This is a genomic window from Enterococcus sp. AZ126, assembly GCF_051714545.1.
In the GTDB taxonomy this organism is placed as follows: Bacteria; Bacillota; Bacilli; order Lactobacillales; family Enterococcaceae; genus Enterococcus_L.
Window position 1 is genome coordinate 2,288,458 of sequence record NZ_JBIOSB010000001.1, and the last position, 16,751, is coordinate 2,305,208.

At 32.4% G+C, this 16,751-nt stretch carries 14 protein-coding genes; 12 read left to right on the forward strand and 2 right to left on the reverse strand.

All coding sequences use genetic code 11. From position 1 onward, the window contains the following. Positions 1-393 precede the first annotated feature (393 nt). The gene (locus tag IGI43_RS10820; protein WP_438758849.1) at positions 394-504 is read right to left on the reverse strand and encodes a DUF3850 domain-containing protein; all 111 of its coding nucleotides are present in this window, start codon (positions 502-504) and stop codon (positions 394-396) included. A gap of 808 nt (positions 505-1,312) precedes the next feature. Here IGI43_RS10820 and rsmG point away from each other — a divergent pair. From rsmG to IGI43_RS10860, 8 genes are all read left to right on the forward strand, one after another. Beyond that, a complete protein-coding gene (gene rsmG / locus IGI43_RS10825; protein ID WP_438757812.1) occupies positions 1,313-2,029 on the forward strand; it encodes a 16S rRNA (guanine(527)-N(7))-methyltransferase RsmG in 717 nt (238 codons plus the stop codon). A gap of 15 nt (positions 2,030-2,044) precedes the next feature. After that, positions 2,045-2,806: a ParA family protein gene (locus IGI43_RS10830; RefSeq protein ID WP_438757814.1), complete on the forward strand. Its 762-nt coding sequence runs from the start codon at positions 2,045-2,047 to the stop codon at positions 2,804-2,806. Beyond that, a complete protein-coding gene (locus IGI43_RS10835; protein ID WP_438757815.1) occupies positions 2,799-3,692 on the forward strand; it encodes a ParB/RepB/Spo0J family partition protein in 894 nt (297 codons plus the stop codon). The genes IGI43_RS10830 and IGI43_RS10835 overlap by 8 nt, the downstream gene beginning before the upstream one ends. Before the next feature lie 1,077 nt (positions 3,693-4,769). Continuing rightward, complete coding sequence (locus tag IGI43_RS10840; RefSeq protein WP_438757816.1) at positions 4,770-5,597, forward strand: helix-turn-helix domain-containing protein; 828 nt, start codon at positions 4,770-4,772, stop codon at positions 5,595-5,597. Positions 5,598-5,633: 36 nt separating this feature from the next. Then, positions 5,634-6,395 carry a hypothetical protein gene (locus IGI43_RS10845; RefSeq protein ID WP_438757817.1) on the forward strand — a complete coding sequence of 254 codons (762 nt, stop codon included), beginning with the start codon at positions 5,634-5,636 and terminating at the stop codon, positions 6,393-6,395. A gap of 17 nt (positions 6,396-6,412) precedes the next feature. Then, entirely contained in the window at positions 6,413-7,528 is a 1,116-nt protein-coding gene (locus IGI43_RS10850; protein ID WP_438757818.1) for a hypothetical protein, read from the forward strand. Positions 7,529-8,128: 600 nt separating this feature from the next. After that, entirely contained in the window at positions 8,129-9,304 is a 1,176-nt protein-coding gene (locus IGI43_RS10855) for a hypothetical protein (RefSeq protein ID WP_438757819.1), read from the forward strand. A gap of 382 nt (positions 9,305-9,686) precedes the next feature. Continuing rightward, a complete protein-coding gene (locus IGI43_RS10860) occupies positions 9,687-10,790 on the forward strand; it encodes a tyrosine-type recombinase/integrase (RefSeq protein WP_438757820.1) in 1,104 nt (367 codons plus the stop codon). A 79-nt stretch (positions 10,791-10,869) separates the two neighbouring features. On the opposite strand, the gene IGI43_RS10865 is transcribed toward IGI43_RS10860, so the two are convergent. After that, on the reverse strand, positions 10,870-12,378 hold the full coding sequence (locus IGI43_RS10865) for a helix-turn-helix domain-containing protein (RefSeq protein ID WP_438757821.1): 1,509 nt from the start codon (positions 12,376-12,378) through the stop codon (positions 10,870-10,872). 290 nt (positions 12,379-12,668) lie between these two features. Here IGI43_RS10865 and IGI43_RS10870 point away from each other — a divergent pair, with 290 nt between their 5' ends. The 4 genes from IGI43_RS10870 to IGI43_RS10885 all read left to right on the forward strand — a co-directional run bounded on the left by IGI43_RS10870 (position 12,669) and on the right by IGI43_RS10885 (position 16,619). Then, on the forward strand, positions 12,669-12,866 hold the full coding sequence (locus tag IGI43_RS10870; protein ID WP_438757822.1) for a DUF951 domain-containing protein: 198 nt from the start codon (positions 12,669-12,671) through the stop codon (positions 12,864-12,866). Between the two features lie 3 nt (positions 12,867-12,869). Then, entirely contained in the window at positions 12,870-13,970 is a 1,101-nt protein-coding gene (gene ychF, locus IGI43_RS10875) for a redox-regulated ATPase YchF (RefSeq protein WP_069640167.1), read from the forward strand. Between the two features lie 102 nt (positions 13,971-14,072). Beyond that, the gene (locus IGI43_RS10880) at positions 14,073-14,756 is read left to right on the forward strand and encodes a DUF1129 domain-containing protein (RefSeq protein ID WP_438757823.1); all 684 of its coding nucleotides are present in this window, start codon (positions 14,073-14,075) and stop codon (positions 14,754-14,756) included. Between the two features lie 195 nt (positions 14,757-14,951). Next, a complete protein-coding gene (locus IGI43_RS10885) occupies positions 14,952-16,619 on the forward strand; it encodes a 6-pyruvoyl-tetrahydropterin synthase-related protein (protein ID WP_438757825.1) in 1,668 nt (555 codons plus the stop codon). Positions 16,620-16,751 lie beyond the last annotated feature (132 nt).

Below are 16,751 nucleotides of genomic sequence, written 5' to 3' on the forward strand. Positions count from 1 at the left end.
TTTCACACCTTAAATGCGAATAAATTGTGGAAACGAGGCTGGGACAGAGGCGTTTAACTCCAAGAAATAAGTTGCCTCTTCTCTTGCTATTACCCTAAAAATTCAGTGTTACACGTGAAACATTTGTTTTGTTTTCTGTAAAATAATTTTAGATTTCAATGTTTCGACATTCTATAGAGACATATCTTACAGCTTTTTCAAGAGCATTACTCATCCCATAAGTCATCTATAGCTACATGCATGAGATCCAAAAACTAATACTAGGAGGGAAATGATGGAACATGATATTAAATTGAACATTCACTATCTCTGCTATTTTAGTATTTGGTATTTTAGTTTTGAATAAAAGTTGTTCAACTAATTTTCTATCTATATACGTTATACGTCACCTTTTCAAAATTCTCTCAAATTTACGATATCATCGACTTTGAAATTCCTATCATTTCTCCTGATTTCAAAATTTTTCAAGCCTTGAATAACAGCTTTAAAATATTCTGGTGCAATCTTTAAATCGTGATCCGCTCTATTCTCTAAGCATGAAGTGCAAAGATTATCAGTAACCCAGTAGCAACAGCCTACACATGCATTATTCTATGCACAGCCACAACCATCACATGTTCTTGTATCTTCATCAAAAATGGATTCCATTATATTTATCTCTCCTTTATTTTGCTATATCAAAAACCGTCGTATATCGTAATGTTAATGATTCTTCTACTCTAAGTTTAATGTAAACACCTGAATAAGCTTATTTTTAATTCATCGATCTAATCATTTAAATAAGGCAGTTCTATTTTATTTACTTACTAGAAATTGTATTCGAGATAAATAAAATTATTTTTGTATAAATAAATAGTCCAACATCTTACCATCTTTATCGTTGTAAGCTAAAATCAACTATGTATTTCCAGAAGTAGCAGGTCTTATTACTGCAAAGACACCTGTAATACTTAGTAGTTGGCAAGTATTTACTTCTACAAAATTTTTGAAAGGTCTATTGCCAAAATAGTTAAATTCATCAATAAAAAATCTAAATCTTGCAAGTTTTTTAGATAAATTAGTAATGACTACATCTATGGTTTTAGGTCCCTTGTTATCACGAGTACCAGCTTATTGTGCGCCAATTGAACTTGTACATACTCAGATGCATTTACACTATTTAGACTAGAAAATGTAAAAATACCGATCTAATCCAACTACATTTAATAGGAGTTAAAATACGACTAAAACCATTGCAAGTTATACTGATTTACGTTAAAGTAAGAAAAGAGAATTGTGAAACATTTTCTGTTTCACGCAAGGAAGGAAACCTATGACACCAGAAGAATTTAAACATTTACTAAGTCAAAAAGAGATCCAGTTATCGAATAAACAAATGGAACAATTTGCACGTTATTTTGAATTACTTGTTGAGTGGAATGAAAAAATGAACTTAACTGCGATCACAGAAGAAACAGATGTGTATTTAAAACATTTCTACGATTCGATTTCGCTCGCATTTTTTGAAGATTTTTCAACAAATAAATCGATTTGTGATGTAGGAGCCGGTGCGGGATTTCCTAGTATTCCGTTAAAAATTGTTTTCCCTACACTACAAGTAACGATTGTTGATTCATTAAATAAACGAATCACATTTTTAACAGAGCTAGTCAACGAATTGGAGTTAGAAGATGTCTCTTTGTATCATGATCGAGCGGAAACGTTTGGGCAAAAAGAAGAATTTCGTGCAGCATTTGATTACGTAACAGCTCGTGCGGTAGCGCGTTTGAACGTTTTGAGTGAGTTATGCTTACCGTTAGTTAAGAAAGAAGGCTTTTTCTTAGCATTGAAAGCTGCTAAAAGTGAAGAAGAAATTATTGAAGCAAAGCCAGCAATTGCAACTTTAGGTGGTAAATTTCAAAAAGAAGTTTCATTTGAGTTGCCAATAACAGAGGACGAGCGACATATTGTAGTGATTCAAAAGAAAAAAGAAACACCAAAAAAATACCCAAGAAAACCAGGATTACCAAATAAACAACCAATCAAGTAAGATGGAGGGACACAAATGGCACGAATAATTTCTGTAGCAAATCAAAAAGGTGGTGTGGGTAAGACCACTACCACTGTGAATCTAGGTGCGTGTCTTGCCTATTATGGTAAGAAAGTATTACTGATCGATATTGATGCTCAAGGAAATGCAACTAGCGGTATCGGTGTCCGTAAGCCAGATGTTGCGACAGATGTTTATGACGTATTAGTAAATGAAGAGCCAATCAAAAATGTAATTCAGCAAACATCTAGAGAAAATTTAGATATTGTTCCAGCAACCATCCAGCTTGCCGGAGCCGAAATTGAATTAACATCAATGATGGCTAGGGAGTCTCGTTTAAAAGCAGCTATAGAAGAAATAAATGATATGTATGACTTTGTTCTAATCGATTGTCCGCCATCGTTAGGACACTTGACTATCAATGCTTTTACAGCAAGCGATTCGATTTTGATTCCTGTACAATGTGAATACTACGCACTAGAAGGATTAAGTCAGCTATTAAACACTATTCGTTTAGTTCAAAAGCATTTTAATCCTGAATTACGTATTGAAGGTGTATTACTGACTATGTATGATGCGCGAACTAATTTAGGTGCTGAGGTAGTGGAAGAAGTTCGTAAGTATTTTCGTGAAAAAGTATATGATACGATTATTCCTAGAAATGTTCGATTATCTGAAGCGCCAAGTCATGGTTTGTCAATTATTGATTATGATCCTCGTTCACGTGGTGCCGAAGTGTACCAAGCACTAGCAAAGGAAGTGTTGGATAATGAGTAAAGGAAAAGGTTTAGGTAGAGGTATTGATGCATTGTTTCAAGATTTTGCTAGTCTGGAAGATGTTGATGTTCAAAAGGAAGAAGTACTTGAAGTTCCATTAAATGAACTCCGTCCGAATCCTTATCAGCCAAGAAAAACATTTGATGAAGCATCCCTTCAGGAATTAGCAAACTCAATTCAGCAATCAGGTGTTTTTCAGCCAATCATTGTTAGAAAATCAGCTGTTAAAGGATACGAAATCATTGCCGGAGAAAGACGTTTTCGCGCATCAAAATTAGCAGATAAAGAAACAATTCCGGCAATTGTCCGTGAATTCGATGAAGAAGCAATGATGCAAGTCGCAGTGTTAGAAAACTTGCAGCGTGAAGACCTTAATCCGCTAGAAGAAGCAGAAGCGTATGATATGCTGATGAAAAACTTGAAGTTGACACAAGTAGAAGTCGCAGAGCGTTTAGGAAAAAGCCGTCCATACATTGCGAATTATTTACGTCTATTAACATTGCCGACACAAGTCAAAGAAATGGTTCAAGGCGAAATTTTATCAATGGGACAAGCAAGAACACTACTTGGGTTAAAAGACAAAGACGTGATTTTAACATTAGCAAAACGAGTAGTGAAAGAAAACTTAACAGTTCGTCAGCTAGAACAAATCGTCAATGATTTAAATGAGAATCAAGGCAAAAAAATGCCTAAAAAAGAAAAGAAGGATACAAAAGATAAACCTTACTACATTCGTGAGAGCGAAGATCGTTTAATGGATAAATTTGGTACAACTGTTGCGATTCAAGAAAAAGAAGGCAAAGGAAAAATTGAAATAGAGTATCTTTCACAGTCAGATTTGGCTAGAATTTTAGATATTTTAGAGATTCATTTTGATGAAGTTTGATTAATCAAATGAATAATTGAATAAAAAGCGTAATGTAAAACTAGACAGTAGTTTTACATTACGCTTTTTTGTATGTGGATTTTTAAATCTTGGCAATAAACACAATAACACTAAGAAAGCAATTACATCATCTATCTATTGTTTTCTATATAATTCTATATTTTTGACACCTATGTATTTATAAAAATCTTTATATGTAAAAATAACGTATTTTTTCTTGTTTTTATATAAAATAAGAAAAATCTATAATTGTTTAAATTAAACCTTAGGAATCTTGTTTATTCAGATACTCAAGTTAAGTAACCTATACTATGAGTATACAATAAAGAATTTAAGCATGTCAATGAGGAATGGAAAATAACAATACATTTAACTTATATAAATTACAACCTATACAGCATATAAGGGTATCAAATAACGAAAATACAGTGAAAATAGCTTTGCTATTATAAAAATTTAAAGTAGACTGTTCCTGTTTTTTTGCAGTTTATGCTAGATAGAAACGTACAATGAATTTACTTATTTTCTTAAGCCGTCAAATGAACCGTCAACTATAATAGTTAAAATCAGCTAGTTTTCTTTCGTATAGTTGAAAGAATAGTCTATATGAAATCGTTAATTTACTAATAATAGTTCGGAAAGATCATGATTTTCCGTATTTTTTCAAATTCATTAAAAAATGTGAACTCTCCTCAAGGATCTGAAAAAAAATAGTCAAGTGTCGTTGTAATATAAGTGATGCTGAATGAAAACAAATAGAACAGTTAATACCCTTTTTTTAAAGTTATAGATTTTTTTTGATTCGTTTATTTTTATAAAATTCATTATTTTTCAGTTATTTTTTAATAGGCCGTCGATTAACCGTCAACGATAAAGTAAAAATGTTTGTATACCAAACTTTGAAAAATCATTTTTCTTATTTTATATAAGAATAGGAAATTTCTATTTTTAATATGTACAGCTTTATGTAGTACAGCATTAAAAGTTCTGTATAACATTTATCTGTACAAGGAATTTTATCAAAAAATAAATGGTTGGAATTTACTATATATAAAAATTAAGAGGAGGATTTTCTTTATGAGGAAAAAAATTATTATATTGACCGATACACTAAGCGCTAATGGACTATTACAAAATAGTTTATTAAATATGGATTATGAAATAATGGTTTCAAAAGATATATTGACGCAACCAAAAGATAAAGAGTTTTATTTTTTGCAAAATTTTGATCTCATTATCTATCAACAGTCTATGTATAGCAGTTTAAAGGAGTCGTTTTTAGATAACTTAGCATTATTGAACAAACCAATTATTGTGTTGACGTTTGAATCGGAGCAGGGCAGCAAATCTAAGTATCTGAATAACGCTAATGTGAGTTTTGTACGCTATCCAATATCTGTTACGAATCTAGCCAGCAGATTGGCGACTATTTTTGAGGATGTTACCAACCGCTCTGGCAAAAATAATCAAGAAAGAGAAGTAAATTCTTCTATGAAGAATGAAGGAGCTTCTCGAAATACATCATCAACTTCAAATTTAGTCAAGGTAAAGAAACAGTATTCTTTCCAATTAAAGGACCGTACATTGATTATCGATAACTGGCTGATTCCATTGACTAAAAAAGAACATCAAGTACTAGAACATTTCATTGAATCTGATCAAAGAGTTTTTTCAAGTCAATCACTATGTGAAGCGATTTGGACAAATGCGAATCAAAAAAACAAACAAGCATTGTTGAGTAATTTGATTAATCGTATCAAGCAAAAAATAATGGAAAAAACATCGATTTTTGATCCATTTATTCTAAATAAAAAAGGGATAGGCTATTACTTGAACCAAGAATTTGTGTCACTAGACGAACAAAATGGCGAAAAGATTAAAGATCTACTGGTAGGTAGTGTCTAATTTAAACTGGATATGATAAGAAGGGAAGCGAAAAAGTTGGCAATATTCACTAAAAAAAGCAAAAAAAGCAATCATGATGGTGAGTACGAAGAATACTATGATGAATATGACGAGTACGATGAGTATGAAGAAGAACCCTATGAGCCACCTAAAAAAAGCCGTCCAGATACTTCAACGAAAAGAGAGCGTTTGGAAAATACTATGAGAAAACAAAAGAAAGAAACACAGCAAGAACAAGCAGCAGTAATTGCACATTTAAACAATGAAAATCAACAATTTCAAAAAGAGATGCAGCGTCAAAAAACAATGGCTGAGCGCTTGAAAGCAGAAGTTGGAAACAAACAGCAAGAAATCGATCAATTAACAATGCGTCTAACAAGCTCATCTAAGTCGAAAGACAGAATCCTTTCACTCGAAGGTCAAGTAAGTCAATTAGAAGAGTTGAGGGCCCAATTAGACGAACAACTGTTAGATGAACGCAATAGAAATGCAGAGACTGAAAAACAACTACGGCAACAAGATCAAATGAAAAATCAAATTGCAGAAGTTTTAATGGAAGCGAAAGAAAAAGCTCAGCAAATCATTGAACATGCAACTATTGAAGCTGATCGAACAGTAGATGCAGCTAGACATGAAACCCAAAAAGCAGTTTCAGAAGCTTCAATTGAGTTAAAAATGATCAATCAGGAAGCTGAAAATTATCATACACGGATTCTTCGTTTGCATAGTGAAACGAATGCGCTGATGGAAGATTTATTAAAAAAATCCAGCCGACTAGCTAACCAATCACTAAATTAAGGGAAGGGGACTAAGAAGTGGTTTATCAAAATATTATGGTTGACATCTACCAAGCCGCTTCTCCAGCAGTAGGTGAACGTCTTTTTGATGATGATATGTTGCGGGATATCTATTATATTTGCGAAGAGATTTTTCAAAAAAGGAATAAAAGAATTCCCTATCCTCAAAAAGAAGTGGAAGAATATTTTGAAGAATTTCATACCATAATTTCTTTTTTTAAACATGTAGAAATTACCTTGGATCTTGTAGATCTTGACTGGTCCGCTTTGCTAGATGAGCTGATTCATACATTTCCTCAAATTGCTTGGATTGGCGGATCTAAAGAAAAAGAGGACAATCGTGTCGTTTACTATATAGATTTTGTGCCTATTGCATATAGAGAGACTGGGTTTCCTTTCATAGTTAATTTATTAAAATCGTTAGATCAGCAGTTATTTTATGAGAATAACGATGTATTGGAATCATTTATTTGTGAGATTGAAAAGCTCGTAGCCAAGTTTATTAAACCTATTGAAGCGTCTGATTTTAGCTCTGAAGAAGAAGCCGAAATTGCAGTACCTAACGCAAATTACTTAATAAAAATAGAGGAAGCGGTCAGTAGAGAACGGTATGCAAAAGAAAGGATGCGACTGGCAAATAAGAAATTGGAAGTTGTAATTGATCAGATGGAGCGACAAAATCTAAGTAGAGCTATGAAAGAATTAAGTCAATCTAATAGCGATGAAAATGAAAATTGGGATCATATATTAAAAGTTGACTTGAGAGAATATTCTCAACTAATGCAAAAAGCTAAATTTTTAGAACAGTCTTGGATAATGAATAAAGAATTAATGACAAAATCAGAAAAGATGACGATTTCAGATAATCAATTGACCTACGAAAGAGAACAGGTAAGAAGCTTTAAGGATTCAGTTTCTACAAATGAAATTTACTTGATTTTAGACGAGTGTAAGTTAATTGAATCAAGAATAAAAATCAAGAAGAAATCTTGGTTTCGTCAACCTCATGTTCGAATCATGAAGATGGATTATGACAGCATATTGAATAAAGCGGCTTATTTTGATCTTATACAGGGAGAAAATTACTTACTTGAACAGGTTGTATTACATGAGGATTCAATTATTGAGGATTAAAATAGTCCTATTATTGGATTTCTATGAAGAATAATCTGTTTTTGTTTAAAGACGCAAAAAGGATTGGGAAGTCACTTTTCCAGTCCAGTACTACATAATGAATTCAACTATCTGCTCAGGGATAAATAAGACAAAAATCTCACTAATATAGCGAAATTATCAAATGTAGACATCAATAAATTAAAAAGAAGATCAATTAAAATAGTAGGTGAAAATAACCAGTAGTATCTATTATTTGAATTGATCTTCACAATGGTGATACTTTCTTATTCAAATTTATACATACGATTTTACTATTCCATGGAGCACTCTCCTGCTCATTTTAAGAAAATAAGAAAAGGAAAAAAAATTCTATAGAATCTAAACCACTATAAAAATAGAATTTTAGAAACATTTAAATCAGATTACAACTTCGGAAAAGAAGTGAGTCTTATATTAAAATGATTTTCACCGGTTAGGTAGTATATTTCTTATTTACCAAAAAAGAGATAAAACCAGTTGTTGCGGTTCTAAATATAAAATTGATTATCCGAAATTGATCAATCATCTTAAATCATGAAAATTGGCTATATAGTATAAAGATTTTAGGAGTTGTAGGATATGAGCGTAGCTGAACAAAATACCCAAAAACAAGGAAAAAAAATAATAAAAAAATATATTCTCCATCAAAAAGTTAATCCAAGACTTCTAGGAGTAGAACTTTTTAACAATCGCTTATTTACACCTCAGGAAGCCTATCTATCCTGTAAATTGATTTTCAAAAAAGATGTTCACTCATTGAGGGAACTCGAATTAGTTGCAGAAAAAATATATGAAATGTGGACTGAAGAAAATGATGGATTGCCTATTAAAAGAATCAACGTTTATATGTCAACGGCATATATCATATTAACATTTACCATCGGGTTTTACGAAGAAGTACAGATAAAACAGCTGTGGAGATTAAAAGAATGTGCCAAAGAATTCATTGAAACATATGATGATGTGATTAAGCGGGAAAAAGAAGCTGAACATAAGAAAAAAGCAGAAGAAATCCATGCTGTTTTAGAAAAGTTCGATCAGCTCGCTAAGAAGATGGATGGTCTAGAAAATCGTCTTATGAAGAATGAATCAATCGTTGTAGATTCTGGAGAATTGCTAAAAAATGAACTTATAAAGGTGAGTCAAACGATTAAAGAGCAAATGAATCAAACTGAAAATAACATAAAAGAGAGCCAAAACGATTCTGAGAACGAAGAACAAGCAATGAAAGTAGCAAAAACAAAACGAGAACGTAAATATAGTATGGATCGATCTAAACAATTTCCAGTCAATTTAAAAATAAAAACTTGGCGATCAGATCGATTGCAAAAAAAGATGGTCAAAGGAAAATCGGACCCGATTAAAGCAAAGACGTTGAAAGAACCAATATCTCAACTTGAAATGGACATTTTGATGTATTTTACCGAAAATAAACAATTGCCAAAAAAACGAATGATACAAAAAAAACAATTTTTAACTTTAAAAGCGAAAGTAGAATTTATCGATTATTTATGGATGTTATTGGAGTTGGAAGGCAATGATGAACTTATCATTGCCGATGAGCTAAGTTGCAGAGAGCTTATCAAAGAGTTAGGTCAGTTTATGAAACGTGTAGAAAAAGTTGCTGTAGGTCCAACAATTTTTAATTACTGGATATATTGCCCGCAAGAAATACTGGTAAAACTGGAAGGGTACATAGCATTAAAAGATTTTTTGAGCAGATCCTTAAAATTGAGCAACAATACTCTGATATAAGAAGAATGGATCACTGGTTATTTTGAAAAAAAGGGGTAGTGTACAAGAAACTAGAAAAGTTTCAGATGTATAAGACCTCTTTCTTTTATCTTTAATATTATATAAATAGTATTTGCATAACAAATATAACAGACAAATCACTTCCAAAAATTTTCTTTTTTAGGGAAAATTTTGAAACTAAGTAAAAAAGAATATACTGCATACTTAGTTAATAAAATTAAACGTATTGTAATATCTCGTTTGGGTTTGGTAGAGAGTAAATGGGAAAAATTAAATATACAAATTTTAAATAAGTGATTATATGTCTGAAAAAAACATAAAAAATATAGTGGTGGCTAATAATTTCATTTTCTTAGATTAAATTTCAGAAAGGATCTTAATTATGGCAAGAAGAGGAGAAAATATCTACAAAAGAAAGGATGGCCGTTGGGAAGGTCGATACATAAAAGGTAGACAACAAAATGGGAAAATTCATTATGGCTATATATATGGCTACAAGTACTCAGAGGTAAAGCACCAACTTATTTTGATGAAATATGAAAAACAGACAAGTATTAGTAAAAACTTGCTTCCCTATGAAGGGAAATTACTAGATTGGACAAATTATTGGTTAGCAACATTCGTTCGGCCGAAAGTAAAAAGTAGCACATATGCTAGCTATAAAAATAAAATGGATGTCCATGTATTATCAAGAATCGGTTCAATCAAATTACAAAAACTAAAACGATCAGACATTGAGTCTTTAATTAGAAAGATGGATCAGACACTGAAAGCAAGTTCAATCAGATCAATATTTTCAGTATTGAAAAATTGTTTACGCAAAGCTATATCCTTAAATTTGCTGGTAGAAAATCCATGTATGGGTTTGGAACTTCCAAAAACAAGAAGAAAAACAGTACAAGCTTTGTCTATTAAAGACCAAGACAAATTAGTTAAAGAAATCAATACAAATCAAAAATTTTTTTCTATTATGCTCGCTTTACAGACAGGACTACGAATTGGCGAGATTTGTGGGTTAAAATGGGAAGATATAGATTTCGAAAACAACACACTAGGTGTTAATAGAACAGTGCTGAGAATTCAGGCAGAAGATAATGCTGGACCAAAAACGGAGATCATAGAAGTCACGCCTAAAAGTGACAACGCACAACGAAAAATACCAATCAATAAGTCTTTAAAGAAAAACTTGTTGGAACTTCAAAAGGTGTCAATGAGCGACTACGTTATTTCGAACAAGCGTAAAGCACTAGAACCTCGCACGATTGCCTATCGTTTTCAAATTATTCGTAAAAAAATTGGATTAGAGAAATTTTCGTTCCATTCTTTAAGACACACTTTTGCTACGCGTTGCCTAGAAGCGGGTGGAAATATTGCAACAATAAGCTCGTTATTAGGACACTCTTCGACAAAAATGACATTAGATTGCTATACAAATTCATTTTTTTCTGAAGAACGTCAGCTTGTGGAAAAACTTAAGTTTATTTAGTCTAAAATCTAGAGGGTGAAACAAAACACTTTTCCCATTTTTTTCCCCCCTAGTTATTTAAAAAGAGTAACTAATTTAGTTAATAATAAGAATAAATGTCATATAATAACTGATCCAAATCGGAGATATCTTTTTTCTCATTATAATTGGTTAAAAAGAAAAAATATTTTCCTCTTTTTTTTAGGTAGGAACAATCTACAGTACTAATAACTAAATCATAAAATTGATTCGAAGATAGGGGCTCTGCTTGGGCAAAAGAAGTCAAGCCAATATAGTTGATCCATCGTTCTGTAAATTTTTTCTTGCAAAGTAAATCACCTTCAATAAATATTCCGACAGATAATTTTACTTTGACGCATTCTTCATAAAAACATAAGGCATGAGCGTATTTTGTAATAAGAACAGTATCATGGATATCATCTATGAAAAGTACTGGGTATTTTTCTTTTAAGCAATCAATAAATGAGAGAATCGTTTCAGAGTGTTTCTTTTTTTCTCGTTCTATATAATTTAGTTTCCAATAATAGTCAATATGTCCTTTAAATATAAAATGGCGATAGCTTATAGCATTTAAATAGTAACGAAGCATTTTATTTTGGGAAGGGTTTAAGCAAGTATTTGGGTAACAAGTTGTCATAAAATCAAAAAATTCTTTATTTAGAGTTTGTATGAAAAATCCACTGTATTTTTCAATTAAATCAAGTTCTTTTAAACAATGAGAATTAGCTGGAATGATTTCTTCTCCGAGCATGAAAAGAAGCAATAAGGTGGTTTCATCAGGAAGCATTTTAAAAGAATAATACACTAAGAATGACTCAAGTATAATAGTGATTTTTTTGAATAAGTGAGAATTTTTAAGTGCCATTACAAATCTTTTTTGACTCGGTATATCGGATTTGTTACTGAAAAAAGGTTCTTGGTCACTATAGTTGGTTATGTTTTTTTGTGCATTTCTTCTTTTTAATAGGCTTAAATAGATAATCAGTTTTTTTCGTGAAAAGGTAGATAATGGGCTACCTAAAACCTGTTGAATAGCATTGACCGTTTCGTAAATTCTAGGATCAATATTTGGGACTTTTAGTTGACGCTTAGGATCTGTGACATTGTAAAGAGAGACATAAAAGAAACGAATTTGTAGTTCGGAACCTAATAGAGAGCCATTTTGGATAGTTAAATCAAATTCTTTTAATAAAACGTTCAACTCGTTTATTTTTCTAAAATAGGTAGAATGACTGATTCCGATTTTTTCGGATAAACGAGTGATATCAATCGTCCCATAATGCAGTAATTCTTCTAAAATTATATATTTTGGTGCAAGAATGATCAATTCATTATATAAAGTATGAAGAGAATAGTCAGGTTTTGTCTGAAAGGTGATTGTTTGTTTATTTACTTCAATGGACAGGCAATCATTCGATTTTTGAGCGGAGGTCATTAATTCTTCGAGTAATTTTGATAAAAAATACTCGCCTATATTTAAATATTGCAAAAGCTCCTTTTTTGTTGTGGTACCGCCAACATTACTTAGATGAATCAATACGTTAATTTGATGACCTTCAAATTTTTCTAGTAAGTCAAATTTTATCATGGTAATACTCCTTTAGATATCGGGATAGAGAATAGTTTCTATTTGTGAAGTGAGCTGCTCAATATTATCCAATATAAATCCAACAAATACAACAGTATTTAAATCGCTTTATTTTACTTTTTTGAAAAATAACCACAGTACATATTTTGTGTTTCTATGTTAAATATAGATTTAAGGCAAATCAATAAAATAGCTTTGCTTGATTGCCTAAAAAATGGTATTGTATCTTTGTATGTTTATGTCTGATTTCATGAATATTGATGACTATTTTTAGAAGGGACATGTCTGTTATGTATGATCTTGGTGATATTATAGAAATGAAAAAGCCCCATGCTTGTCAGGCAAACCGTTGGGAAATTATCCGAATGGGCGCTGATATTAAAATAAAATGTACGAAATGCGGTCATATCGTTATGATGACACGCCGTGATTTTGAAAAAAAGATGAAGAAAATTTTGGAAAAAAAACTGATAAAGGATAGTGAATAATCAATGGCATTAACAGCTGGAATCGTAGGTTTGCCTAACGTAGGGAAATCTACTCTTTTTAACGCAATTACAAAAGCAGGAGCAGAAGCGGCAAATTATCCATTTGCAACTATTGATCCAAATGTGGGAATGGTTGAAGTACCAGATGAGCGCTTGCTACGTTTGACAGAGTTAGTGAAACCAAAAAAAACAGTACCAACAACTTTTGAGTTTACTGATATCGCCGGAATCGTTAAAGGTGCAAGTAAAGGGGAAGGTTTAGGAAATCAATTTTTAAGCCATATTCGTCAAGTAGATGCGATTTGTCACGTGGTACGTTGTTTTGATGACGATAATATCACCCATGTTGAAGGACGTGTAGATCCATTAGCAGATATTGATACAATCAATTTGGAATTAGTATTAGCTGATCTTGATTCTATTACAAAACGCTACACACGTGTAGCTAAGATAGCTAAAACAAAAGATAAAGATGCAGTAGCTGAGCTCGCTGTGTTGGACAAGCTTAAACCAGTTCTGGAAGAAGGACTTTCTGCTCGTACGATTGAATTTACGGAAGATGAGCAAAAAATCGTTAAAAGTTTATTCTTATTAACAGCAAAACCTATTTTATATGTGGCAAATGTGTCAGAAGATGAAGTAGCGGATTCAGATAATAATCCTTATGTTCAACAAGTTCGGACTTTTGCTGCAAATGAACAAGCTGAAGTAATCGTAGTTTGTGCGCGTGCCGAAGAAGAAATTGCAGAATTAGATGATGAGGATAAAGCAGATTTCTTAGAAGCGCTAGGTATCGAAGAATCTGGTTTAGATCAACTAATTCGTGCTGCCTATGATTTATTGGGATTGGCAACTTACTTTACGGCAGGCGAGCAAGAAGTACGTGCCTGGACTTTCCGTAAAGGAATCAAAGCACCTCAAGCAGCGGGAATCATCCATACGGACTTTGAGCGTGGATTTATTCGTGCAGAGACTGTTTCGTTTGATGACTTGAACACGTATGGGAATATGCAAGCAGCGAAAGAAGCAGGCAAAGTTCGTTTAGAAGGAAAAGAATATATTGTCCAAGATGGCGATGTTATGCTTTTCCGTTTCAATGTATAGGAAAAAAATTGCTAAAAACTGTTTTTCTCCCTAAAAAATGTGTTAGAATACTTTTTAGGTAAAGACTGTCCCGTTGGCTACGGGCGAGGAGGACGCAAAATAATGGAATCAGAAGCACTTCGAGACATTGTTTCAGAAAATCGTGAACTTGAACAACAATTGACAAAGAGAAACGAACAATATATTTTTGACTTAAAAAAATCATTAGTTGCTGCTAACCTTTCAGAAGAAGCGCAGACACTTGCTTTGCACGAAATTTTACCTCATTTAGTAGAAGGTCAAAAAAGTGGAAAAACAGCGCGTCAGCTTTTCGGAACAGTGGCTGAACGTACGGAGTCTATTTTAAATAAACCAGAAGAACTTCCAGAATCAACACCAGCTTTGATGTGGTTGGATAATACATTATTATTATTCGGTGTGATGACGATCATGTTTTCAGTTATGATGATGTGGTCTAAAGGAAAATCTCAGCCATTAGGTTTATTGACATTGGTTCTAGCATCAATGGCTGGAGGGTATGTATTTTATTTGATGTATAAATATGTATATCAATATGATCGTCCTGGCATGGATAAATCTAAACGCCCAGGTTGGTTTAAAACAGGACTTATCTTAGTTGGTGCGATGCTTTTATGGCTCGTCGTCTTTACAGGTTCTGCAATGCTACCAGTAGTTATTAATCCAGTATTAGATCCAGTGGTCGTCATCATTATTGGTGGGATTGCTTTGGGTACTCGTTACTTGTTAAAGAAAAAATACAATATGCGTAGTAGTTTGGCGCGTTAATAAATAAAAGTAAAAGAGTCTTAGACAAAACGCTCAGTCGTTTTGTTTAAGACTCTTTTTTTTTACGATAAATAAATAACTTACTAAGCAGCATAAAAATAAAAGGGTTCATGTTTGAAAGAAAAGCTTCAGCACGGTACCATAGAAACTAATAATGAAATTTGCAATTAATTTTCATATTAAAGAGGTGGAGCAATGAAAAAATGGATCAAACAATACAGTCAGTTACTTATATTGCTAAGTTTTTTTGTATTAAGCGTATTGTCTTTGTACATTGTATATATTAAAAACGGTCATATTATGATAGGTGATGATTACCATTTTCATCAAAATCGAATTGAAGGTTTGGCGGAGTCTTTAAGAAATGGCTTATTACTGCCGAAAGTCAGCTACTTTTTCATTGGAGGATATGGCTATGCATCAAGTTTATTTTATCCAGATTTTTATCTGTATTTGCCTGCAATTCTGCGTGTTTTTAATTTTTCGCTCGCGACTAGTTTTGTTATTTTTGCTATTGGAATAAACATCGTTACTTTTATTTTAACCTATGTATCTGGCAGATACATGGGATTAACGAAAATAAAAAGTTACTTATTTTCATTATTGTATACTTTGTCGATTTATCGATTACAAGACTTTTTTAATCGACAGGCTATTGGAGAGTTATTGGCAATGAGCTTTTTTCCATTAGTTTTGGCAAGTCTGTATCTATTGAAAAACGGTAAAGAGAATAAATGGCTATTGTTGACAGTGGCTATGACGGGAATTGGTTTAGCTCATTTCATTTCATTGGAAATCATCAGCATTTTTATAGGCATGTATATTCTTTTAAATTCGAAGAATTTTTTTAAGAAAGAGGTCATCGTTGCGCTATTGAAGGCCGCTGGAGTTACTGTTTTATTACTCGCCTTCTACTTAGTACCCGTTTTTGAACAGATGCACCATGTTACATTTCAAGTGACATCTAATCCGTTGACATCGATTTCAGATAGAAGCTATTCTTTGAGTGAACTAATCGCCAACAGTTTTAAAAATAGCGTATTTCACGCGTCCTCAGCGAATATAGGTGTCATTCTTTTATTTGGTTTGACCATCTACACAGTGATGATTTTTAAGCAAAATTCATCCAATCGCGAGTTGATCATCCTTGCGTTACTATTTATGTTTATGACGACGAATCTTTTCCCTTGGCAGCTTTTTGACAATACTCCGCTTAATACAATTCAGTTTCCTTGGCGCTTTTTATCGATCGTGACTTTATTGCTAGCGTTTCTTATTGCAAATGACAGTATAGGATTATTTAAAAAATTTCCAAGTAGTCAGATAATATTAGTTATGGTTATTTTAATTGGAGTTGGATTGTACGAAAAAGAAAGTATTGATACTGAAGGGAAACGTATCTTATCACGCAAGACATACGATCAAACAAATAGTTATTATATTGGAGCTGGACATGAATATTTACCCAAAGAAGTTGATTATGCCACTATTAAAAAGAATAAAGATCGAAAAGTCGTTTATGATGATTCTGAAATCGAAGTAGCCGATGTCAAAATGAATTTTGACTCAGTAGCATTTGACTATCGAACGAACGGTACGCAAAAAGCAACAGTTACGGTTCCGTTTATCTACTATTATGGCTATCAAGCTCAAATAGTAAATGATGGAAACAAAAAAACAATTCCAGTATCATTAAATAGACGAAACGGATTAGTCGATGTTCAGTTATCTAAAAAAGGAAGTATCTCTATCGTTTACCATACAACTTTGGCTCAAAAAATTTCGTTGGGTATCTCTGTGATTACTCTTTTCGTTTGTGTAATATGGAAAGTGACACCTAAGCTTTCAAGCAAGTTTAAATGAAAGAAATGCCTATGTTTTTAATTGTATTTTGATAATAAAAAAATGAGTAAACGCTCATGTTCGGAGGATTGAAAAGAAAATCTTGATAAACAGGAAAATGCGGTTGACTTACCTTTTATTATCTGTTATTTT